This window comes from Amycolatopsis minnesotensis, from assembly GCF_039529815.1.
Taxonomy (GTDB): Bacteria; Actinomycetota; Actinomycetes; order Mycobacteriales; family Pseudonocardiaceae; genus Amycolatopsis; species Amycolatopsis minnesotensis.
In genome coordinates this window covers 221,471-241,948 of sequence record NZ_BAAANN010000004.1, presented here as the reverse complement: position 1 = coordinate 241,948, position 20,478 = coordinate 221,471, and the positions used below count along the sequence as shown (strand labels likewise).

Here is a 20,478-nt window from a genome sequence, read left to right as displayed (position 1 = left end):
GGTCCCTGGGCACACGAACGGTCCGTTCGTACGGCTTCCCCGGGTAGCCGCGCTTCGGCCGGGTCCTTCGACGCGTCGAAGGACTGCGTTCAGCCCGCTAACCGCAGGCCGGGCAGCCGGGTGGTCCAGGTGCCGTGGGGCTCCAGGGTGGCCACCCGTACGTCGTCGGGCCGCCGCTCCAGCCGGATCACGAGGTGGTCGGCGGAGAGCCGGTCCGCGGCGCCTTCGCCCCATTCGACGACGACGGCGGACCGTTCGAGATCCGAGTCGAGGTCGAGGTCGTCGAGCTGGGCCAGATCGCCGCCGAGCCGGTACGCGTCGACGTGGACGAGCCCGACGCCGCGTGCGCCAGGGGGGTGCACGCGCGCGATCACGAAGGTCGGCGAGCTGACCCGGCCCGCCACGCCGAGCCCCGCCGCGACGCCGCGTGCCAGCACGGTCTTCCCGGCACCGAGCGGCCCGGCGAGCAGCACCAGGTCACCCGCGGCGAGCGAGGCGCCCAGCCGTTCCCCGAACGCCACCGTGTCCTCCGGCGTCCGCAGTTCCACCGTCACCGTTTCCACCACCAGTTCCGCCGCCTGCCTTCCGCACCGTCGACCCCGAGGCAGTGCTGCACCAGGTCGATCAGGTGGCTGTTCACCAGGTCCGGCTGTTCGAGCTGCACCATGTGCCCGCCGCCGCGCACCCGCACCAGCTCGGCGTCCGGCAGTTCGGCCGCGATGCGCTCCGCGTGCGCGTAGGGCGTGATCCGGTCGGAATCCCCGCCGACGACCAGCACGTGCGCGTGCTTCAGCCCGGCCAGCGCGGCGTACCGGTTGTGGCTGCCGAGCGTGTCGATGAAGTTCACCAGCCCCCGCACCGGGGTCACGGCGAGCATCTCGAGCATGAAGTCGACCAGCCTCGGGCTGACGTCGCGATCGCCGAACGCGAGCCGCCGCACCGCCTGCCTGGTCAGCTGCCCGCCCGCGGCGCGCACGAACTCGACGAGCCCCGGCTGCCACCCGGCGAGGCCGCCGACGCCCCGCGTCAGCGGGTTGTACTTCGACAGCAGCGATCGCGAAAGCCCGGTGCCACCGACCTCCCCGGCCGCGGTGGCGATGAACGCGACGCCGAGCACCCGGTCGGCGAACAGCTCCGGGTTGAACTCCGCGAGCTCCATCAGCACCATGCCGCCCATCGAATGTCCCAAGAGGACGATCGGCCCCGATGGCGCGACCGCGCGGATCACCGCGTCGAGATCGCGCGCGAGCTGTTCGATGGTGCTGGTTTCCTGGTTCGCGGCGCCGGAAAGCCCGTGCCCGCGATGGTCGTAGTAGACCTGCCGCACCGTCGGCAGGCTCAACGAGCCGAGCGCCCGCCGCTGGAAGTACCAGCAGCGCTGGGAAAGCGCGAACCCGTGCACCCCGATCACGGTCAGCTCCGGCTCGCCGTCCTCGGAGTCCACTTCGGACACTGCAAGCGGCGTGCCGTCGTCAGCGGCCACAGTGGACGTTCGCACCGGCGAGAGGTCGCCGAGTTCCTCGTCCGCCAGCGGATCCTCGCCGTTGCGCCGCTGCTGCGTGGTCGCGATCGCGATCCCCGCCGCGGCCGCGCCGGTGACCACCGCCGTCACCGTGCCGGCGATGGTCAGCAGCCTGCGGTCCACTAGCCCGTCTCCCCGGCGTACCGGCGCGCCACCCTCGGCCGGTACATCCCGGTGACGATCTCGTAGTCGATCGTGCCGAGCGTGTCCGCCCATTCGCGCGCCGTCGGCCCGCCCGACGCACCGTCGCCGAACAGCACCACTTCGGCGCCGATCTCGGGTTCGTCGTCACCACAGTCCACCGCGAACTGGTCCATGCACACCCGCCCGGCCACCGGCCGCCGCTTCCCGCCGAGCCACACCTCCATCCGCCCGGACAGCGCGCGCGGCACCCCGTCGGCGTAGCCGGCCGGGACGAGCGCGAGCGTGGTGTCCTTCGCCGCGGTCCAGGTGTGTCCATAGGAGACGGACTCGCCGGCGGCGATCCGCTTGGTCAGCACGACCGACGAGCGGAACGTCATCGCGGGGCGGAGATCTTCCCGCTGTGGCACCGGGTTCAGCCCGTAGGTGGCGATACCGGGGCGCACGAGGTCGAAGTGCAGGTCCGGCCTGGTCAACGTGGCCGCCGAATTCGCGAGGTGGCGCAACGGGTCCAGTCCCGCGTCGCGCGCGATGTCGTACGCGGCCTGGAAACGCGCCGCCTGCAGGTCGATCGACGGGTGCCCCGGCTCGTCGGCGCGGGCGAGGTGCGACCAGATCGCGGCCACGCGCACACCCGGCTCGGCGGCGGCGTCCTTGACCAGCGCCTGCCATTCGGAGGGCGGGCACCCGTTGCGCGACAGCCCGGTGTCGATCTTCAGGTGCACCTCGGCGCGGACGCCGGTGCGGGCCGCCGCGTCGGCGACGGCCGCGAGTTCCGCCCTCGAACTGACCGCGAGGTCCACCCCGGCTTCGAGGCCGGGCGCGAAGTCCGTGCCGGGCAAGTCGAGCCAGCTGAACAGCCGCGCGGTGATCCCGGCCTCGCGCAATGCGACGGCCTCGGCGACCGAGCAGGCGCCGAGCCAGCTCGCGCCCGCCTCCACCGCGGCCCTCGCGATCGGGACCGCACCGTGGCCGTAGCCGTCGGCCTTCACCACCACCATGGTCGCCGCGCCACCCGCGCGTCCGGCGAGCAGCGCGACGTTGTGCCTGATCGCGCCCAGGTCGATGACCGCTTCGGCGCGTACGGGATCGGAAGCCATAACGGCTCCGATTTTCCCACGCTCACCGGAGCACGCGCGCGGCGGCTCCGGTGAGGGTGAGGTTCGCTACGGCAGGCGCTGCCCGGTGGTGGCGGAGAAGACGTGCAGCTCGTCGGGCCGGATCCGCAGGTGCAGCGTGTCCCCCATGGCGGGCGTCGTGCGCGGGTCCACCCTGGCCACGATCGTGGTGTCCGCCGCATCGGTGTCGTCGGTGAGCTTGCCGTAGCAGAACGCGTCCGAGCCCAGCTCTTCCACCAGATCGACCGTCACCGAGATGCCTTCGCCAGGTCCATCGGCGCGTTCGAGCGACTCGGGGCGGAAGCCCAGCGTCACCGTGTCCCCGTCCGCCGCGGCGATCAGCTCGCGCGAAAGCGGCACGGTCGTCCCCGAGAGCAGCGCGCCGCCTTCGGTCAGGCGCGCGGGCGCGAGGTTCATCGCGGGCGAGCCGATGAACCCGGCCACGAACACGTTTGCGGGGCGTTCGTACAGCGCGCGCGGCGAGTCGCACTGCTGGAGCAGGCCGTCGGAGAGCACGGCGACGCGGTCGCCCATCGTCATGGCCTCGACCTGGTCGTGCGTGACGTACACGGTGGTGACGCCGAGCCTGCGCTGCAACGCGGCGATCTGGGTGCGAGTGGACACCCGCAGCTTCGCGTCCAGGTTGGACAGTGGTTCGTCCATCAGGAACACCTGCGGCTCGCGGACGATCGCGCGGCCCATCGCGACCCGCTGGCGCTGACCGCCGGAAAGCGCTTTCGGCTTGCGGTCGAGGAAGTCCTCGATGTCCAGCAGCTTCGCCGCGTCGGCGACCTTGCGCTTGATCTCGTCCTTCGGCTTGCCCGCGATCTTCAGCGCGAAGCCCATGTTCTCGCCGACGGTCATGTGCGGGTAGAGCGCGTAGTTCTGGAAGACCATCGCGATGTCGCGCGAGCGCGGCGGCAGCTCGGTCACGTCACGGTCGCCGATCCACACGGCACCGTCGTCGATGTCCTCGAGCCCGGCGAGCATCCGCAGGCTCGTCGACTTCCCACACCCCGAAGGCCCGACCAGCACCAGGAACTCGCCGTCGGCGATTTCCAGATCGAGCGCGTCGACCGCGGGCCGCTCCGCGCCGGGGTAGCGCCGCGATGCCTTGTCGTAGGTGATCGTCGCCATCCGTCAGTCCTCTCCTGAGCCTGAAGAAACACCGTGTACGAGTTCTCGTGCGTCCGAATGCGACAGACGAAGGCGGCGCCCCGCTTCGAGCCCGCCGGCAGAAGGAGCGCCCAGTTCGACGGGTTCGCCGCCGCGCCATCGCGGCGGTTCCTGGCCGCCGCTCAGCGCCCAGGCTGCCTGCCGTGCGGCGCCGAGCGCCACGTACTCGCCGGGCTCCGGCACTACGACGGGCACCCCGAACACCAGCGGGGCCACCGCGCGCACGCTCGCCGACTGCGCCGCGCCGCCGATCAGCAGCACCCGCCGCACGGTCCCGCTGTGCTCGGCGACCGCGTCCATCCCGGCCGCGAGCCCGCACAGCATGCCTTCGACGGCCGCGCGTGCCAGGTTTTCCGGCGTCATGTTCGTGCGTCGCAAGCCCAGCAGCGTACCGCTCGCCCCGGGCAGGTTCGGCGTCCGCTCACCGTCCAGGTAGGGCAGCAGGGTGAGACCGCCCGCACCCGGTTCCGCGGCGAGCGCGAGCCGGTCCAGCTCGTCCAGCCCGACGTCCAGCATCGCCGCGGTCGCGGTGAGCACGCGCGCCGCGTTCAGGGTGCAGGCCAGCGGCAGGAACCGCCCGGTGGCGTCGGCGAACCCGGCGACCGTCCCGGTCGGATCGGCGGGCGCCGCCTCGCTCACGCCGAACACCGCGCCGCTGGTGCCGAGCGAAACGACGACGTCACCCGGGCCCAGGTCCAGTGCGAGCGCGGCGGCCATGTTGTCGCCCGTGCCCGCGGAGACCAGCACGCCGTCGGCGGTGCGCCCCGCGGCTTCCGCGGGGCCCAGCACCCTGGGCAGTGCCGGTGTGCGGCCGCCGAAGGCGTGCGCGAGGACGTCGGTGCGGTAGGTGCCTTCCGCGGGCGAAAAGTAGCCGGTGCCGGAGGCGTCGCCGCGATCGGTCACCGGTTCGCCGCCGAGCAGGCGCCAGGTCAGCCAGTCGTGCGGCAGCAGGACGCGCGCGACGCGATCCGCCAGCGCGGGCTCGTGCTCCGCCATCCACCGCAGCTTCGTGACGGTGAAACTGGCTACGGGCACCGAACCGACCGTCTTCGCCCACGAGCGCGGACCGCCCAGTTCACCGGCGAGGTCCGTGGCGGCCTTCGCCGAACGCGTGTCGTTCCACAGCAACGCCGGGCGCACCGGTTCGCCGGACTCGTCGAGCGCGACCATCCCGTGCTGCTGGCCGCCGATCCCGATCGCTTCGACCCCGTCGAGCAAACCGCCGGACGCCTCGGTGAAAGCGCGCCACCAGACCGACGGATCGACCTCGGTGGTGTCGGGGTGGGCGGCTCTGCCGGTGCGGACGACCCGGCCGGTGGCGGCTTCGCACACCACGATCTTGGTCGACTGGGTCGAGGAATCGACGCCTGCGACGAGCCGCGCGCCGTCAGCCGTCCCGTTCATGGTCCCGAGCTTCGTTGGTCTGGACATGTTTGTCGAGAGTTGCGACTAGGACAGTTGCGCCGAAACCGCGCATCGCCTCCACCTCTTCCGGGGGTGTCATGTCATCGGTGATCACCACGTCGTAATCGCCCGCGTCACCGTGCGCGAAGGTGGCGGTCTTCCCGAATTTCGAATGGTCCGCCAGCAGCACGTTCCGGTTGGCCGCCTTGAGCACGGCTTCCTTCAGTTCGCCGTATTCGCGCACCGGGTGGTAGAAGCGGCCCGCGGCCGCCGCCGTCGCGGAGACGAACCCGATGTCCGCGCGGAGCTTCCCGAGCGCGGCGAGTGTGTCCGGCCCGATGCAGGAATCGAACTCGGTGTACCGGCCACCGAGAAGGATCACTTCGACCGCCTCCGCGGGGCCCGCGATCCTGGCGATCTCCAGCGAGTTGGTGATCACCACGAGCCGCTCCAGCTCCGCGAGGCGCCTCGCGAGCGGGAACAGCGTCGTCGAATCGTCCATCAGCACCGTCTGCCCCGGCCGGACCTCGGCCGCGGCCAGTGCGCACAGCGCTTCCTTTTCGCGGAGGTTCAGCCCTTCCCGGAACCGTTTCGCGGTTTCCATGGTCAGCGCGGGATACGCCGCGACGCGCCCGCGCAGCTTCCGGAGCAGCCTGCGGTCCGCGAGCTCGTCGAGATCGCGGTGCATGGTCATGAGGCTGACGCCGAACCGCTCGGTGAGATCGTCGATCCGCACCTCGCCGCGCTCGATCACGTGCCCGAGCACGTCCTGGCGGCGCTGTTCCACCTCCGCGTCGGACGGCCGTGTCCTAGGCACGGGCGACCTGGGGCAGCACCACGGGTTTGATCACCGCGGGGTCCCGCGCGGCGACGGTGAGCGCGCGCTCCACCTCGTCGAGCCCGAACCGGTGCGTGATCAGCCGGTCCAGCAGGATCTCGCCGGTGCCCGCGAGCGCGATCGCGGTCGGCCAGGTGTTCGCGTACCGGAAGGTGCCGGTCAGTTCCAGCTCGCAGGACTGCACGTGCGCGAGCGGCAGCGGGATCTCGTCACCGCCCATGCCGACCAGCACCACCCTGCCCGCGCGCCCGACCTGGCGGATGCCCTGCCCGGCGGCCGCGGGCACCCCGGAGCATTCGAGCAGCACGTCCGGCTCGAACCCGCTGTCGGCAAGCGTTTGCGCCGACACGTCGACCGTGCCGGTGGCCCCCAGTTCGCTCGCCACCGCGAGCCGCTGCGCGTTCACGTCCGTCACCACGACCTCGCTCGCGCCGAACGCGCGCGCGGTCTGCGCCGCGACCAGCCCGATCGGGCCCGCGCCGGTGATCAGCACGCGGCTGCCGGGACCGACACCGCCCTTGCGGCACGCCCACACGCCGACCGACAACGGCTCCAGCAGGCCCGCGGCCTCGTCGCTGATCGAATCGGGCACCGGGTGCGCGAAGTCCTCCCGCAGCACGACGTACTCGCAGAACGCGCCGTCGATCGGCGGCGTGCCGAAGAAGCGCATGTCCGGGCAGAGGTTGTAGCGGCCCGCCTTGCACTGCGCGCACACCGAACACGGGACGCCGGGCTCGATCGCCACTCGCGTGCCGATGTCGAGCGTCCGCGCTTCGGCACCGCGCGCGACGACGACGCCGCTCGGTTCGTGCCCCAGCACGAGCGGCGCGCGGACCACGTGGTCCCCGATCCGGCCGTGCTCGTAGTAGTGCACGTCGCTGCCGCAGGTGCCGACGGCGCCCACCCTGATCAGCACCTCGCGCGGGCCGGGCTCGGGCACCGCGCGCTCCTCCGTCACCACCTCGTGGATCCCGTTCAGCACGGACACCTTCATCGCTTCGGGGATCTCGCTCACCGGTCACCACTCCCACCATCCGTCCCGAGCCGCCGGGACCTTCCTACCAGAAATCGACCCCATTCCTAACACATAACTAGTTAACTTCATTCTCACGGCTCAACTGCGGGGGACGTTTAGCGGGCTAAACGTCGCGGGACCCGGCCAGGTGGCAGCAGGCGGGAGGCCCCGCTCAGCCCCGCCCCGACCTGCAGTCAGCGGGCTAAACGTCCCGAGGGGCCAGCGAGCGGACGGAGCGCAGGGCGTCCGGGATGGCATCCACCAGCGCCGAGGCGGGCACCGGCGCGCCCCGCGACGCGATCTCGCCTGCCACCGAGTGCACGTACGCGGCCGCGCCCGCCGCGAGCCACGGATCGAGGCCGACGGCGAGCAGCGAGCCGACGAGCCCCGAGAGCACGTCACCGGATCCGGCCGTCGCCGGCCACGAGCCGCGCGGGGTGTTCACCAGCGCGCGCCCGCCCGGCTCGGCGACCACCGTGCAGTGCCCCTTGAGCAGGACCACCGCGTCGTACTTCTTCGCCGCCGCGCGCGCCGCTTCGACCCGGTCGGCGCCCGGCTTGTCCCCCATGAGCCGCGCGAACTCCCCCGCGTGCGGGGTCAGCACCAGCGGCGTTCCCGGATCGCGCGCGTCCAGCACCTCGGGCACGCGCGCGATCAACGTCGTCGCGTCGGCATCGGCGCACACCGGAACCCCGGCGCCCAGCACCGTTTCCAGCGTCGAGCGCCCTTCACCCCCGGTACCGATCCCCGGCCCGACGACCCATGCCTGCACCCGGCCCGCGTCGGTCACCGAGCCGGTCGCGATCACCTCCGGCCAGCGCGCCCGCACCAGGTCGGCGGCACTGCCCGCGTACCGGACCATCCCCGACGTCGCCAGCGCGGCCGCACCGGTCGCGAGCACCGCGGCACCCGGGTACGTCGCCGAGCCCGCCGCGATACCGACGACGCCCTGGCTGTACTTGTCGTCGTCAGGTCCCGGAACCGGCCAAGCGGCCGCGACATCGCCGACGTCCAGGCGCACCAAGTCCGGATCACCGAGTTCCGGGAGCAACCCGATGTCGACGAGTTCGACGTCGCCACACCACGCCGGATTCAGCGCGTGCACGGGTTTGCGCGCGCCGAAGGTCACCGTGCACGACGCCCGCACGGCGTCTCCCTCGACGGCTCCGGTGTCGGGATCGACGCCGCTCGGCAGGTCGATCGCGAGCACGGGCGCCACGACACGGCGCACCAGCGCCGCCGCGTCCGGGCGGAGCGAACCGCGCGCGGAAAGCCCGACGATGCCGTCGATCACCAGATCCGCGCGCTCGATCCACCGAGGGCCTTCCGCGGCCTCGACGACACGACCACCCGCGCGTCGCAACGCGGCCAGCCCTTCGGCATGAGCGCGCTCCGGGTTCAGCAGCACGGCCGTCACGCCGGCGCTGCGCTTGCGCAGGAAAGCACCGGCCCACAACGCGTCGCCGCCGTTGTTCCCGGCACCCACGAGCAGCACCACCGAACGCCCCGCCACGGCCCCGGTGTGGTCGGCCAGCATCCTCGCCGCGACCACCGACACTCCGAACGCGGCTTTCCGCATCAGCGCGCCGTCGGGCGTGATCGCGAGCAGCCGGTCCTCCGCCGCGCGAATCCGATCCGTCGTCCAGATCCCGTGCACGCGGCGCCTCCGTTACTCGACCGTGACCGACTTCGCCAGGTTACGCGGCTTGTCGACGTCGTAACCGCGGGTGCGCGCGATCTCGGCGGCCAGCACCTGCAGCGGCACGGTCGACACCAGCGGCTGCAGCAACGTCGGCACGGCCGGGATTTCGACCAGCTCGTCGGCGAACGGGCGCACCGTCTCGTCGCCTTCCTCGGCGATCACGATGGTGCGCGCGCCGCGGGCCTGGATCTCGCTGATGTTCGACACGAGCTTCGCGTGCAGCACCGCACGCCCCTTCGGCGACGGCATCACGACCACGACCGGCAAGCCGTCCTCGATCAAGGCGATCGGGCCGTGCTTGAGCTCGCCAGCCGCGAAACCCTCGGCGTGCATGTAGGCGAGTTCCTTCAGCTTCAGCGCCCCCTCGAGCGCGACCGGGAAGCCGACGTGCCTGCCGAGGAACAGCACCGCCTTCGACTCGGCGATCTTCCGGCCGAGGTCGCGCACCTGGTCCACAGTGGACAGCACCTTCTGCACCGCGGCGGGCATCGCCTCGAGCTCGGCGAACTCCCTGGCGACCTCGTCCGGGTACTTCGTGCCCCTCGCCTGCGCCAGCGCGAGGCCGACGAGGTAGTTCGCCGCGATCTGCGCGAGGAACGCCTTCGTGGACGCGACACCGATCTCGGGGCCGGCGTGGGTGTAGAGCACGGCGTCCGACTCACGCGGGATCTGGGCGCCGTTCGTGTTGCAGACCGCCAGCACCCTGGCCTTCTGCTCGCGCGCGTGGCGGACGGCTTCCAGCGTGTCCGCGGTTTCCCCGGACTGCGAGACGGCGACGACGAGCGTGTCGCGGTCGAGCACCGGGTCGCGGTAGCGGAACTCGCTGGCCAGCTCGACCTCGACGGGCAGCCGGCACCAGTGCTCGATCGCGTACTTCGCGACCAGCCCCGAGTGGTAGGCCGAACCGCACGCGACCACGAAGACCTTGTCGACGTCGCGCAGGTCCTGATCGGAGATCCGCTGCTCGTCGAGGATGATCCGGCCGGACTCGAAGTGCCCGCGCAGCGTGTTCGTCAACGCCTCGGGCTGCTCTTCGATCTCCTTCAGCATGAAGTACTCGTGGCCGCCCTTCTCGGCGGCCGAGAGGTCCCAGTCCACCGTGAACGGCTTCGCCTGCGCGGGTTCGCCGGAGAAGTCGCGCACCTCGTACCCGTCGCGCGTGATCACCACGAGCTGGTCCTGGCCGAGTTCCACCGCTTCGCGGGTGTGCTCGATGAACGCCGCGACATCGGAGGCGACGAAGGTCTCCCCCTCGCCGACGCCCACCACCAGCGGCGACGAGCGGCGCGCGGCGACGATCGTGTCCGGCTCGTCGGCGTGCGTGACGACCAGCGTGAACGCGCCTTCGAGACGGCGGCACACGACGCGCACGCTGGCGGGCAGGTCGCCCGCCGTGTCGCCGTCGGCGTAGGCCTTGGCGATCAGGTGCGCGGTGGTCTCGGTGTCGGTGTCGCTGGCCATCTCCACGCCGTCGGCCTCGAGCTCGGCCCGCAGCGCGGCGAAGTTCTCGATGATGCCGTTGTGCACGACCGCGACCCTGCCGGAGGCGTCCTGGTGCGGATGGGAGTTCCGGTCGACCGGCGCACCGTGCGTCGCCCAGCGGGTGTGGCCCATCCCGGCCGTGCCCGCGAAGCCCGCGCGCCCCGTCGAGTCGAGCTCGGCCTCCAGGTTCGCGAGCCTGCCCGCCTTGCGGCCGACCGTCAGCGCACCCTCGCCGTCCAGCACGGCGACACCGGCCGAGTCGTATCCCCGGTACTCCATCCGCCGAAGGCCGCCCAGCACGACGTCGAGCGCCTGGCGATGACCGACATATCCCACGATTCCGCACACGCCCACCAGCGTAACGAGAGACCTGGGTCTCCCTCGCCCGGCACTTGCCCCGGGCCCCCGCCCGCGACGTTTAGCCCGCTAAACGTCGCGGGCGGGCAGTCGGCGGGCTCGGCGGCCAGTGGCGCAGTAAGGTCACGCGCATGGCCAGCAAGCCCAAGGAGCTGCTCGACGAGCTGTCCCACCCCGGCCCCCACGAAGTGCTGCGAGGCAACCTCGCGCTCATCGGGCTCCCGGGCGTCGTGTTCACCCCGCGCGCCGGGCTCGGGCTCCCCGCGGTCGCGTTCGGCCACGGCTGGCTCCAGCCGCCCGGCCGCTACCGCGACCTCCTGAGCCACCTGGCGAGCTGGGGCATCGTCGCGGCCGCGCCCGCGACCCAGCGCGGGCCGCTGCCGTCGCACCGGATCTTCGCCTCGGACCTGCGCAGCACGCTCGACCTCGTCACCGGAGTCCGGCTCGGCCCCGACGGCATCAGCGTGGACCGCGAGAAGCTGGGCATCGCGGGCCATTCCACAGGTGCGGGTGCCGCCGTGCTCGCCGCGGCCACGGACAGCGCGCCGAAGATCCGCGCGATCGCCACCTACGCGGCGGCGCAGACCTTCCCGTCCGCGACGGAGGCCGCGCGCCGCATCACCGCGCCCGGTCTGCACCTCGCCGCCGAGGAAGATCTCGTGGCGCCCCGAATCGGGCACGTCGAGGCGATCGCGAAGGCCTGGGGCGGCCCGGTCCAGCTCCGCACGCTCGCGAAGTCGTCCCACCTCGCGGTCACCGAGGGCAGGCACTGGAGCCAGCTGCTCCTGCACGGCAAGCCCCATCGCGGCACGCAGCGCCTCGTGCGGGCCCTGTTCACCGCGTTCTTCCTGACCCACCTCACCGGCACGAACCAGTACGAACCCCTGCTCGAGGCCGACGTGAAGAAGGCAGCCGTCGACCTGGACGAGTCACCGGTCGCCGGGTGAGCCGGGGCCGCCGACCCAGCCCACCGGCGACGTTTAGCCCGCTAAACGCACTTCAGCGGCTCACCGGTCGAAACTGATCGAGCGGTCCTCGTCGCCGATCGAGCCGCTGATCTTGACCCCGCCCTCGGTGTTCTCGAACAGGCCGCCGTCCACGCGGTACGGGCTGGAGCTGCGCTCCTGATCACCGCCCTGGCCACCACCGGCCATGCCGCCCATGCCCCCCATCATGCCCATGCCGCCCGCCCCGGCACCGCCACCGGCACCCTGCGGGCCGCCTCCCGACGCGGCCGCCATCGCCGCGTGCGGGTCGGCGCCACCGGGTGCGACGCCGACGCCCGCACCGCCGGGAGCCGCCTGCGGCGCACCCGAACTCGTCATCGCGCCCTGCCCGAGTTGCACGGAAGCGTCGCCGCCGCCGGCACCGAGCGAGTCGCCGCCGCCCGCGCTGACGCCACCACCGGCGCCGGGAGCACCGCCACCGTCGTCACCACCGCCCGAGCCCTCGAACGCTCCGAGATCGGACGGCTGCGTGTGCTGCGCGCCCGCGTCGGCGGCTGCCGCGTCCGGACCGCCTTCGACGTGGACACCGCCCGGCGCGTCGAACCGGTCATTGCCGCCGGGGCCACCCGCCGCCCCGTCCTGACCTGGTGCCGGGTGCGTGCCACCCGGCTGGTCCGTGAGGCCGTACGAGGCGGGACCACCCTTGCCGTCCTCACCGAGCTGGTAGGTGGTCGGGGTGCCGGCCCCGTCGTCGACGGTCACGACGGTCGGGCCGTCGGGGCCCTGCGGGCGCTCGGCGGTGATCTTCAGGTTGCCGTCCTGGATGTGGATCTTGCCGTCCGGCCCCGGTTTGTAGGACCCGTCAGGGCCGGGCTGGCCATCCGGGGCGCCCTGCGGCCCGAAGCCGCTCTTGTCCGTCGGCGCGAGCGGCACGGTCGCCACCGGCCCGCCGGGCTTGCCCACGTCGGACGCCCTCTTGTCGTCGTCGCCCCAGTCGAGCTTGTAGTCCTTGTTGTGCCCGTGGCCGTCGTCGACCTTGATGTCCATCTTGCCGTCCCGGTCCGGCTCCGACATCGAGATGGTGTCGTCGCCGTGCTTGACGGTCATGGTTTCCGGCGGATCGGCGTCCTTGATCGGCTGCCCGGTCTTCGGGTCGATCGGGTACGGCTGGCCAGTCGACGGGTCGATTTCGAGCGGCTGCCCGGTGACCGGGTTCTTCCCCGGATCAGGCACCTCCGGCGGCTTCGGCTGCTCACCCGGCGGCGGGAAGGATGCGCTCTGCGGCTTGGTGTCCGGACCCGGCCCGGGGCCAGGTCCTGGACCGGGCCCGGGCCCGGGACCTGGTCCAGGGCCGGGGCCGGGGCCGGGGCCCGGTGGCTTCGACTGCCCGCCGACCTGGAACTTCGCGAACGGGTCGGTGGGCGCGTCCAGGCATTCGTTGAACGCGCGCAACGCGTTGAACACCGCGTCATAGGTCGCGTTGATCTGGTTGCGGTATTCCTTGAGGGCATCGCTGTAGAGCGCCGCGAATTCGTCCATTTCGAGACAGAACTCGTTCGTCCACTTCGAGTACATGCCTTCGTCGATGTCGATGGACATCATCCTGATGTCCTGCGGGTTGATCGCCCCCGTGGAGCTGCTCTGCTCTTCGGCGACCTCGGAATTCGCGCCGAAGGTCGAATTGTCGCGCCCCCAGTCACAAGCGCGTTTGAGGTTGGCGAGAAACATGTTCTGGCCACCGGTGTATTCATCACCCCAGCGCTTCGCGATTATCCTCGCGGCCGCGCCCTTGGTCGGCATGTTGCACAGGTCCACCATCGGCGGCCGGACCGCGCTCCACAACTTGTTCAGCGCCTGGCCGAAACCGTTGACCACACCCGCGTATTCGCCGACGGCCTTGTCGAACTCGTCGAGCCTGCCGGTGGCGGTGTCGGCCGCCTTGCCGTGCCAGGCGTTGTGCAACGTGTCCTTGGCCGTCTTGTTCGCCGCCTGCAACGCGGCGGCGGCCTTGCCCAGGTTCGAGGACCTGGTTCCCGCGGACCAGAACGCGCCGATACCGAAGTTCATCAACTCGTCGAGGCGACGGCGTCCACCCGCGCTGCCACCGCTGTCGTCAGTCCCTTCGACACCGTCGCCCAGCGGCGGTTCGAAGGTCATGTGCAAATCGCGGCTGGGATTGTTCGTCCAGTTCGCGTACATCTCCACGAGACCTTCGAGACCCAGCGCGTCGTTCAGCGGCCTGAGCGCCTCGAGCATCTGGGCCGAGTTCTCGGAAAAATTGGGTCCCGACGGATCCGTGAGCGCCGCGAAGACACCGTCGGCCGCTTGTCCGGAAGCCATGGCTTACTGCCCCTTTCCCGCGTTCGAGGCCTTCCAGGCATTCTCGGCGTCGCGTTCCGAGGTCAGCTTCTCCGACTGGTGCAACCGCACCGAGAAGTCGTTCAGGAATCCGGTGGCCTTCCCCAGTGATTCGGCCAGCTGGGCGACCTTGTCCAAATAGGCCGCCGCGTGCTCGGACTGCCCGGCCACCAGCCCGAAGTGGCCCTTTTCGATTGCGGGCGCACCCTGGGTGTAGGTCTTCATCTGGTCCACCGACGTGGCCAGCGCCGCGATGTCGTCGGCGACCTTCTTGACCTGTTCACCATCGATCTTGAAGCCGTCAGGCATCTGTCCAACCCCCTTTTGTCAGTTCCCGAACCAGTCGGTGCTGGAGAAGTAGTCATCATCCGACACCCGGCGACGGCCGCCCTTCGACTCGGCGTCATCCGACCACGAACCCCGGCGAGGGGCAGGCGTGCGCTCGGTGGTTTCCGGTGTCGTGGACCGGCCGGCCTTGCCACGCTTCGACCGGTGCACCGGCCACGGATTGTCGGTGGGCTCAGCGGGCCGCTCGGCGGGCTTCTGCTCGGCCTTCTTCGGAAGATTCGCGTTCTCGGCCGCGACTCGTTCGCGCTGGGCGGAGATCTTGTCGAGTTCCCGCTGCCTGGCTTCGGCGTCCTCGAGCACTCTTTCACGGTCGGCCCGGTACTGCGCTTCGACCTCGTCGAACTTCGCCAAAGCCCGTTCGAAAGCCGGATGCACCTGACCCGTGCTGTCCATGATCTCCCCTAGTTCGCTCTCCACGCCGGAGACACCCGCGGTGTTCGGCGACGTCAGGGCTTCGACGCACGGAACACCGCGGTGGTGCCATCGCTTATGCACAGAGAATGTACCCAGGGGGTGCAGCACACGCAGCCGGTTCGGCTGTTTGCGTAACCAAACGGGTAGCGGGCCCTGACCAGGGTCAATGCACGGCGGAGACCACTCCGGCGAGCCGATCGGCCGCGGACTGCGCGGTGTCGTGCGCCGGTGCCTCGACCATCACCCGGACGAGCTGTTCGGTGCCGGAGGGGCGGAGCAGGACACGGCCTTCCTGGCCCAGCTCGGCCTCGACCGCGTCCACGGCCTCCCGCACCGCTGTCGAACCCGCGACGGCGGCCTTGTCCGCGACGCGGACGTTGACCAGGACCTGCGGAAGACGCCGCATGACCCCCGCCAGGTCGGCGAGGGGCTTCTGCGTGGCCGCCATCCGGCCCATCAGGCGCAGCGCGGTGAGCAGGCCGTCGCCAGTGGTGGCGTAGGCGGGCAGGACCACGTGACCGGACTGCTCGCCACCGAGGGCGTACCCGCCAGCCCGAAGCTCTTCGAGCACGTACCGGTCGCCGACGCTGGTCGTCTTCAGCGACACGCCGTGCTCGCGCATCGCGAGGTGGAGTCCCAGGTTGCTCATCACCGTGGCGACCAGGGTCCCGTCGGTGAGCTCACCCGTCTCCGCCATGCCGAGCGCGAGGACCGCCAGGATCTGGTCGCCGTCGACCACGTCGCCGTTCGCGTCGACAGCCAGGCAGCGGTCGGCGTCGCCGTCGTGGGCGATGCCGAGATCGGCGCGGTGTTCGAGGACCTTCGCCTGCAACTGCTCCAGATGCGTGGACCCGCACTCGTCGTTGATGTTGATGCCGTCCGGATCGGCGTGCACCGCGATCACCTCGGCGCCCGCCTTGCGGTACACCTCCGGGGCGGCGACCGAGGCGGCGCCGTTCGCGCAGTCGACAACCACGCGGATCCCGGCGAGCTGGTTCGGCAGCGCGTCCAGCAGGTGCGCCACGTAGCGGTCGACGGCGTCCGGCACGTCGGACACGCGCCCCACCTGCGCACCGGTGGGGCGGACGGCATCCGACTTCAGGCCGGCTTCGATCTCGTCCTCGATCCCGTCGGGGAGCTTGTGCCCGCCCGCGGCGAAGAGCTTGATCCCGTTGTCGGGCATCGGGTTGTGGGACGCCGAGATCATCACGCCGAGATCGGCTTCGAGCGCGCCGACGAGGTAGGCGACGGCGGGGGTCGGCTGAACGCCTACCCGGAGCACGTCGGCCCCGGCGGACGCGAGCCCGGCGACGACGGCCGCCTCGAGCATCTCACCGCTCGCACGGGGATCCCTGCCGACGACCGCGATCGGCCGGTGGGAACGGTCGTGGGCGGCGAGCACGCGCGCCGCGCTGGCCGCGACCGACAGGGCCAGCTCCGGCGTGAGTTCACCGTTGGCGAGGCCACGTACTCCGTCGGTGCCGAACAGGCGAGCCATCGATCCTCCTTGAACGAGCAACCCGAACAACCTAGCGACCCCGGTGCCACCCCACCCGGCGCCCCTGCTGCCGGGCCGTCCCGGCGTGCCTTTAGCGGGCTAAACGTCGCCGGCGGGCAGCAGGGGGCGGAAAGCACGAGAGCGCCCACCCGAATGACGGATGAGCGCTCCCGAGGTTGCCTACCGGCAGGTGATCAGCGCTTGCTGTACTGCGGGGCCTTACGGGCCTTCTTGAGGCCGTACTTCTTCCGCTCCGTGGCGCGCGCGTCACGGGTGAGGAAGCCGGCCTTCTTCAGCGCGGGACGGTCGTCCGCGTCGACCTCGACGAGCGCACGCGCGATCGCGAGGCGCAGCGCGCCTGCCTGACCGGAGATGCCGCCACCGTGCAGGTTGCCGAAGATGTCGAACGACTCGGGCTTCTCGACGGTCACCAGCGGCTCACGGATGAGCTGCTGGTGCACCTTGTTCGGGAAGTACTGCTCAAGGCTCTTGCCGTTGAGCTTGAACTCGCCGGTACCGGGGACGAGCCGCACGCGAACGACGGCCTCCTTGCGCCGGCCGACGGTCTGGGCCGCGCCACCGGCGGCCCGCGACGGCTTGGGAGCCTCCGGGGTCTCGCTGGTCACGACGGCCTCGGTCGTCTCGACGGCGTCGGTCTCGGTGCTGGTCACAGACTGTTCCTCACTCACTGCGCGACCTGCGCGATCTTGCTGAGCTCATGCGGCTGCGGCTGCTGGGCCGAGTGCGGGTGCTCCGGGCCTGCGTAGACCTTGAGCTTCTTCGCCTGGGCGCGGCCGAGCTTGTTCTTCGGCAGCATGCCCTTGACGACCTTCTCGAGCAGGCGCTCGGGCTTGGTGTCGAGCAGTTCGCCGAAGGAGCGCTTGCGCAGACCGCCGGGGTAGCCGCTGTGCCGGTACGCGAACTTCTGCTCGCGCTTGTTACCGGTGAGAGCGACCTTTTCGGCGTTGACGATGATGACGAAGTCACCGGTGTCCACGTGCGGGGCATAGGTCGGCTTGTGCTTGCCGCGCAGCAGCGTGGCGACCTCGGTCGCGAGCCGGCCGAGCACGACATCCTCGGCGTCGATCACGTGCCAGGCACGAGTGACGTCGCCGGGCTTGGGGCTGTACGTGGGCAAGGGTCTACCTCGTCGTCAACATTGCGTGTGGGTTCTGTGCGGGCCTAGCGCATTACACGCCGCGGCGCACAACGACACATGAAGATACCCGCCCGCTTCTCGCAGGGTCGAAGCGGGGGGTACTGGCGAATCCCCATACTAGTCTTCGAGCGTCCGGCACACCACGAGCTGCGGTTCCACTAGCGTGCCTGCCTGGACGACGGCCACGGAAGATCCCAGCGGCGAGGACCGGCATGAAGAAGCAACTGCGCACGCTCACCGCGCTCGGCGCGGTCCTCGCGCTGTGCGCGGCGTGCGGGCAGGCGAAGGCGGGGCGGGCGCTGCCCGACGGCGACCAGGCCGCGACCTACGTCAGCGCCAAGTTCCAGAGCGCGATGAACGCGCTGGACGACACGCTGGGCAAGCAGCGGGACACCACCACGACGTTCGACACCTACTTCCGCATCGACGACAAGTGGGCGCACAACATCGTCACCGCGTCGCGCCAGGGCACGCCGGAGAGCAAGATCACCCGGAACAAGTCGGTGAAGAAGCCGGACCAGTACCAGAACACCTATTCGCCCGCCAAGGATCCCTTGGACTACGTCGAGATCGGCCCCGCGTTCAAGGACGCGGCGCCGACCTCGTGGGTGTCCATGCCGAAGGCGAGGGTCACCGTGTCCTGCGGCTGGGGCGGCATCATCTCCGCCTGCCACATGACGCAGGCGGTCGCGCGGGCGTACAACACCAACAACAAGGTCGTGACGAAGAGCCTTCCCGGCGGGAAGACGGAGCTGAGCGCGGACGTCACCCTCGCCGCGTTCCTCGACGCGAAGGTCGAGCAGCTGCCGAGCACGCTCTCGTCGCTGATCGGCGACGAGATGCGCAAGCAGATCGTGCCGACGAAGATCGTCATCAACGCCGACAACACCCTCGACCAGATCGTGATGGACGCGAAGATCGACAACGGCGGCCACCACGTCGAGCTGCACGAGGAGTTCCACGTCACCGGCGCGTCGTCGCCGAACGACTTCCCGGCGCTGCCCGACCCGTCGCAGATCACCCCGCTCCCGGACAAGGCCGCGGTCGACGCCTTCTACGACAAGCTGTCAGGTGGGAAGTAGATGAACCAGCCTCCGCAGCAGCAGCCAGGCTGGTGGCAGCCGCCCGCACAGCCGCGACCCCAGCAGCCCTGGTCACCAGGACCCGCGAGCCCGCCTCAGGGACAGCCGGGCCAGGGGTACCCCGGCCAGCCGCCCGCTCCTCCCCAGGCACAGCCGGGCTACGGCGGCGACTTCCAGCCGCAGACCTCGGGCTACGGCGGCTTCGGCGCGTTCAACGAAGGAACCGGGCCGTCGAAGCCGCGCTCGAAGAAGCCGTTCGTCATCGGCGGCGCGGTCGTACTGGTCCTCGTGCTGGCAGGCGCCGCACTGCTGATCTTCAACCCGTTCAAGAGCGTGCTCGACCAGGACTCGTTGAACGAAGGCGTGACCGCGGTACTGCACGAATCCTATGGCGAAGGCGATGTGCGCGACGTCGACTGCCCCAGCGGCGAATCGGTGAGCACCGGCACTTCTTTCACCTGTTCCGTCACCGTCGCGGGAGCCTCCAAGACGGTTTCCGTGCGCGTTCTCAACGACAAGCCGGAATACGAAGTCGGCGCCCCCAAGTAACGCGGTGAAAAATAGCGATGGCCCCGCTCTGCGAGCGGGGCCATCGCTGATGCCGTGTCAGGGCAGCTCGGAAATCACATACCCGACATCAGGTTGGTGACGTCGCTTTCCGTGCCCTGGTAGCCGTCGGCGATCTGCGGCAGCGCGATCGCGATGCGGTTCAGCAGCGTGGACATCTCGTGGAAGTTCTTGTTCCACTCAGCCTGCAGGTGCCCCTTGTACTCCTCAGCCGCAGAACCGTCCCACTGCTCCATCAGCTTTCCGATCTTCGTCTGAAGATCGGAGAACTCGTCCTGCAGGAACTTGTGCGTGTTGCTGCAGTCCGAAGCGGCCTGGTGAATGATCCCGTAGTCAACCTTCATCGATGACACGAAAAACCTCCCGTAACTAAAAGTAAAAGTCTGCTGGCGAGCTGGAATCAGCCGAGGATGTTGGAGATCTCAGAGTGGTTGGCCACTGCCTTGAGGGCCTGCTGCTGGTCTTCTTCAGTCGCTTCGTACTTGGTGCCGGACCGACCGAGCAGCTCACCGATCTGGTTCAGGTTCTGGCTCAGCGCCTGGGCGTGCTTGTCGAAGCTGTTCATCATCTCGACGAAGATCCCGCTGGCGGTGCTGCTCCAGCCCGCGCGAGTCGCGTCGATCTCGCCGCGAAGCTGCTGGAAGCGCCCGTTCATCGCGATGTGCACCTGGGCGAGTTCCTTCTCGGTCTGCTTCAGCAGAGCGACGTCACCGTGAAATCCGTCAGCCATTGGGTGGCCCCCTTCGTTTGTGGTTGCCCGTGCCGGTTTGTTTCGTACGGACCTACGACGAAGACCCTGCCATGGTCGGTTCCCCCTTGTCGCGAGTTGCCCCCAAGTAGTTGCGAGAGTGAACGCGCATCGCGGGAACCGCCGCTGACCAGGCAGTTTCACAAGCAAACAGGCCAGCACGCGGCTCTGCGGAACCCGTTGTGCCACAACGGCTTACCGCGTTTCCCAGCCGAATCCGCGGACCGGATCAATCGCCGCGGACCATGATTCGCGCTTGCGAAAAGTCCTCGTCCTCTTCACTCTTTAGGGCGGCTTCAGGTCGTCGCCGCCGCTTCGGGGGAACCAGATCGGCGGCGTCCGGAAGGTCGTGCACCGGCAATCCGGCGGCAACACGAAAGCTCTTCGCCGAGTCCTTCACCCGGGTGGGTGTCGCATCGGTGGCATTGCCGGCCAGCCGTCTGGCGCGGAACTCGGCGACCAGGTCCGCGTTCTCCGCGCGGAGTCGCTCGTTGGCCGCCGATGCCTCACGGAAGACCCGGCGTGTGTAAGTGATGGCGTCTCGCACCCGCGACGCGTGCTCGCTCGCCGCGTCCCGCGGGGTGCCCGCGCTGCCGACCATC

At 70.3% G+C, this 20,478-nt stretch carries 21 protein-coding genes; 3 read left to right on the top strand and 18 right to left on the bottom strand.

Features of this window, described 5'->3' with window-relative positions; translation table 11 throughout:
- Nucleotides 1-89: 89 nt before the first annotated feature.
- The 9 genes from tsaE to glmS all read right to left on the bottom strand — a co-directional run bounded on the left by tsaE (nucleotide 90) and on the right by glmS (nucleotide 10,746).
- Nucleotides 90-554 carry a tRNA (adenosine(37)-N6)-threonylcarbamoyltransferase complex ATPase subunit type 1 TsaE gene (gene tsaE, locus ABD256_RS06805; RefSeq protein ID WP_425546392.1) on the bottom strand — a complete coding sequence of 155 codons (465 nt, stop codon included), beginning with the start codon at nucleotides 552-554 and terminating at the stop codon, nucleotides 90-92.
- Nucleotides 551-1,633 carry an alpha/beta fold hydrolase gene (locus tag ABD256_RS06800; RefSeq protein WP_344414881.1) on the bottom strand — a complete coding sequence of 361 codons (1,083 nt, stop codon included), beginning with the start codon at nucleotides 1,631-1,633 and terminating at the stop codon, nucleotides 551-553. Before ABD256_RS06800 ends, tsaE begins: the two co-directional genes overlap by 4 nt.
- A gap of 11 nt (nucleotides 1,634-1,644) precedes the next feature.
- Complete coding sequence (alr, locus tag ABD256_RS06795) at nucleotides 1,645-2,763, bottom strand: alanine racemase (RefSeq protein WP_344414629.1); 1,119 nt, start codon at nucleotides 2,761-2,763, stop codon at nucleotides 1,645-1,647.
- A gap of 66 nt (nucleotides 2,764-2,829) precedes the next feature.
- Nucleotides 2,830-3,918, bottom strand: coding sequence for an ABC transporter ATP-binding protein (locus tag ABD256_RS06790; RefSeq protein ID WP_344414627.1), 1,089 nt, complete (start codon nucleotides 3,916-3,918; stop codon nucleotides 2,830-2,832).
- Between the two features lie 3 nt (nucleotides 3,919-3,921).
- Nucleotides 3,922-5,361 (bottom strand): xylulokinase, encoded by a 1,440-nt coding sequence (gene xylB / locus ABD256_RS06785; RefSeq protein ID WP_344414625.1) that lies wholly within the window; start codon nucleotides 5,359-5,361, stop codon nucleotides 3,922-3,924.
- The gene (locus tag ABD256_RS06780; RefSeq protein WP_344414623.1) at nucleotides 5,345-6,178 is read right to left on the bottom strand and encodes a DeoR/GlpR family DNA-binding transcription regulator; all 834 of its coding nucleotides are present in this window, start codon (nucleotides 6,176-6,178) and stop codon (nucleotides 5,345-5,347) included. Before ABD256_RS06780 ends, xylB begins: the two co-directional genes overlap by 17 nt.
- Nucleotides 6,171-7,205, bottom strand: coding sequence for an NAD(P)-dependent alcohol dehydrogenase (locus ABD256_RS06775; RefSeq protein ID WP_344414878.1), 1,035 nt, complete (start codon nucleotides 7,203-7,205; stop codon nucleotides 6,171-6,173). Before ABD256_RS06775 ends, ABD256_RS06780 begins: the two co-directional genes overlap by 8 nt.
- 211 nt (nucleotides 7,206-7,416) lie before the next feature.
- A complete protein-coding gene (locus ABD256_RS06770) occupies nucleotides 7,417-8,871 on the bottom strand; it encodes an NAD(P)H-hydrate dehydratase (protein ID WP_344414621.1) in 1,455 nt (484 codons plus the stop codon).
- Between the two features lie 12 nt (nucleotides 8,872-8,883).
- Nucleotides 8,884-10,746: a glutamine--fructose-6-phosphate transaminase (isomerizing) gene (gene glmS / locus ABD256_RS06765; RefSeq protein ID WP_344414619.1), complete on the bottom strand. Its 1,863-nt coding sequence runs from the start codon at nucleotides 10,744-10,746 to the stop codon at nucleotides 8,884-8,886.
- Nucleotides 10,747-10,886: 140 nt separating this feature from the next.
- Here glmS and ABD256_RS06760 point away from each other — a divergent pair, with 140 nt between their 5' ends.
- Entirely contained in the window at nucleotides 10,887-11,702 is an 816-nt protein-coding gene (locus tag ABD256_RS06760) for a dienelactone hydrolase family protein (RefSeq protein ID WP_344414617.1), read from the top strand.
- Nucleotides 11,703-11,762: 60 nt separating this feature from the next.
- Here the strand turns inward: ABD256_RS06760 and ABD256_RS06755 are convergent, their stop codons facing one another.
- The 6 genes from ABD256_RS06755 to rplM all read right to left on the bottom strand — a co-directional run bounded on the left by ABD256_RS06755 (nucleotide 11,763) and on the right by rplM (nucleotide 17,458).
- Nucleotides 11,763-14,042, bottom strand: a complete 2,280-nt coding sequence (locus ABD256_RS06755) for a collagen-like domain-containing protein (protein ID WP_344414615.1) — start codon at nucleotides 14,040-14,042, stop codon at nucleotides 11,763-11,765.
- 3 nt (nucleotides 14,043-14,045) lie between these two features.
- On the bottom strand, nucleotides 14,046-14,369 hold the full coding sequence (locus ABD256_RS06750) for a hypothetical protein (protein WP_344414613.1): 324 nt from the start codon (nucleotides 14,367-14,369) through the stop codon (nucleotides 14,046-14,048).
- A gap of 18 nt (nucleotides 14,370-14,387) precedes the next feature.
- Entirely contained in the window at nucleotides 14,388-14,801 is a 414-nt protein-coding gene (locus tag ABD256_RS06745) for a hypothetical protein (protein WP_344414611.1), read from the bottom strand.
- A 184-nt stretch (nucleotides 14,802-14,985) separates the two neighbouring features.
- Nucleotides 14,986-16,320: a phosphoglucosamine mutase gene (gene glmM / locus ABD256_RS06740; protein WP_344414608.1), complete on the bottom strand. Its 1,335-nt coding sequence runs from the start codon at nucleotides 16,318-16,320 to the stop codon at nucleotides 14,986-14,988.
- A gap of 194 nt (nucleotides 16,321-16,514) precedes the next feature.
- Nucleotides 16,515-16,991, bottom strand: coding sequence for a 30S ribosomal protein S9 (gene rpsI, locus ABD256_RS06735; RefSeq protein WP_344414606.1), 477 nt, complete (start codon nucleotides 16,989-16,991; stop codon nucleotides 16,515-16,517).
- Between the two features lie 14 nt (nucleotides 16,992-17,005).
- A complete protein-coding gene (gene rplM, locus ABD256_RS06730) occupies nucleotides 17,006-17,458 on the bottom strand; it encodes a 50S ribosomal protein L13 (protein WP_215547919.1) in 453 nt (150 codons plus the stop codon).
- Between the two features lie 233 nt (nucleotides 17,459-17,691).
- Between rplM and ABD256_RS06725 the strand changes: the two genes are divergently transcribed.
- The gene (locus ABD256_RS06725; protein ID WP_344414603.1) at nucleotides 17,692-18,561 is read left to right on the top strand and encodes a hypothetical protein; all 870 of its coding nucleotides are present in this window, start codon (nucleotides 17,692-17,694) and stop codon (nucleotides 18,559-18,561) included.
- Entirely contained in the window at nucleotides 18,562-19,110 is a 549-nt protein-coding gene (locus ABD256_RS06720) for a DUF4333 domain-containing protein (protein WP_344414601.1), read from the top strand.
- Nucleotides 19,111-19,184: 74 nt separating this feature from the next.
- Here the strand turns inward: ABD256_RS06720 and ABD256_RS06715 are convergent, their stop codons facing one another.
- From ABD256_RS06715 to ABD256_RS06705, 3 genes are all read right to left on the bottom strand, one after another.
- Complete coding sequence (locus ABD256_RS06715; RefSeq protein ID WP_344414599.1) at nucleotides 19,185-19,472, bottom strand: WXG100 family type VII secretion target; 288 nt, start codon at nucleotides 19,470-19,472, stop codon at nucleotides 19,185-19,187.
- A 56-nt stretch (nucleotides 19,473-19,528) separates the two neighbouring features.
- The gene (locus tag ABD256_RS06710) at nucleotides 19,529-19,858 is read right to left on the bottom strand and encodes a WXG100 family type VII secretion target (protein ID WP_344414597.1); all 330 of its coding nucleotides are present in this window, start codon (nucleotides 19,856-19,858) and stop codon (nucleotides 19,529-19,531) included.
- Between the two features lie 247 nt (nucleotides 19,859-20,105).
- On the bottom strand, nucleotides 20,106-20,477 hold the full coding sequence (locus ABD256_RS06705) for a hypothetical protein (RefSeq protein ID WP_344414595.1): 372 nt from the start codon (nucleotides 20,475-20,477) through the stop codon (nucleotides 20,106-20,108).
- Nucleotide 20,478: the final 1 nt, after the last annotated feature.

Excerpts from the sequence above, each read along its gene's own strand:
- alr (WP_344414629.1), bottom strand. The coding sequence starts at position 2,763 with ATGGCTTCCGATCCCGTACGCGCCGAAGCGGTCATCGACCTGGGCGCG.
- ABD256_RS06710 (WP_344414597.1), bottom strand. The coding sequence starts at position 19,858 with ATGGCTGACGGATTTCACGGTGACGTCGCTCTGCTGAAGCAGACCGAG.
- ABD256_RS06725 (WP_344414603.1), top strand. The coding sequence starts at position 17,692 with ATGAAGAAGCAACTGCGCACGCTCACCGCGCTCGGCGCGGTCCTCGCG.
- ABD256_RS06760 (WP_344414617.1), top strand. The coding sequence starts at position 10,887 with ATGGCCAGCAAGCCCAAGGAGCTGCTCGACGAGCTGTCCCACCCCGGC.
- ABD256_RS06755 (WP_344414615.1), bottom strand. The coding sequence starts at position 14,042 with ATGGCTTCCGGACAAGCGGCCGACGGTGTCTTCGCGGCGCTCACGGAT.
- glmM (WP_344414608.1), bottom strand. The coding sequence starts at position 16,320 with ATGGCTCGCCTGTTCGGCACCGACGGAGTACGTGGCCTCGCCAACGGT.
- ABD256_RS06715 (WP_344414599.1), bottom strand. The coding sequence starts at position 19,472 with ATGAAGGTTGACTACGGGATCATTCACCAGGCCGCTTCGGACTGCAGC.
- ABD256_RS06745 (WP_344414611.1), bottom strand. The coding sequence starts at position 14,801 with ATGGACAGCACGGGTCAGGTGCATCCGGCTTTCGAACGGGCTTTGGCG.
- xylB (WP_344414625.1), bottom strand. The coding sequence starts at position 5,361 with ATGAACGGGACGGCTGACGGCGCGCGGCTCGTCGCAGGCGTCGATTCC.
- ABD256_RS06750 (WP_344414613.1), bottom strand. The coding sequence starts at position 14,369 with ATGCCTGACGGCTTCAAGATCGATGGTGAACAGGTCAAGAAGGTCGCC.
- ABD256_RS06790 (WP_344414627.1), bottom strand. The coding sequence starts at position 3,918 with ATGGCGACGATCACCTACGACAAGGCATCGCGGCGCTACCCCGGCGCG.
- ABD256_RS06705 (WP_344414595.1), bottom strand. The coding sequence starts at position 20,477 with ATGGTCGGCAGCGCGGGCACCCCGCGGGACGCGGCGAGCGAGCACGCG.
- ABD256_RS06720 (WP_344414601.1), top strand. The coding sequence starts at position 18,562 with ATGAACCAGCCTCCGCAGCAGCAGCCAGGCTGGTGGCAGCCGCCCGCA.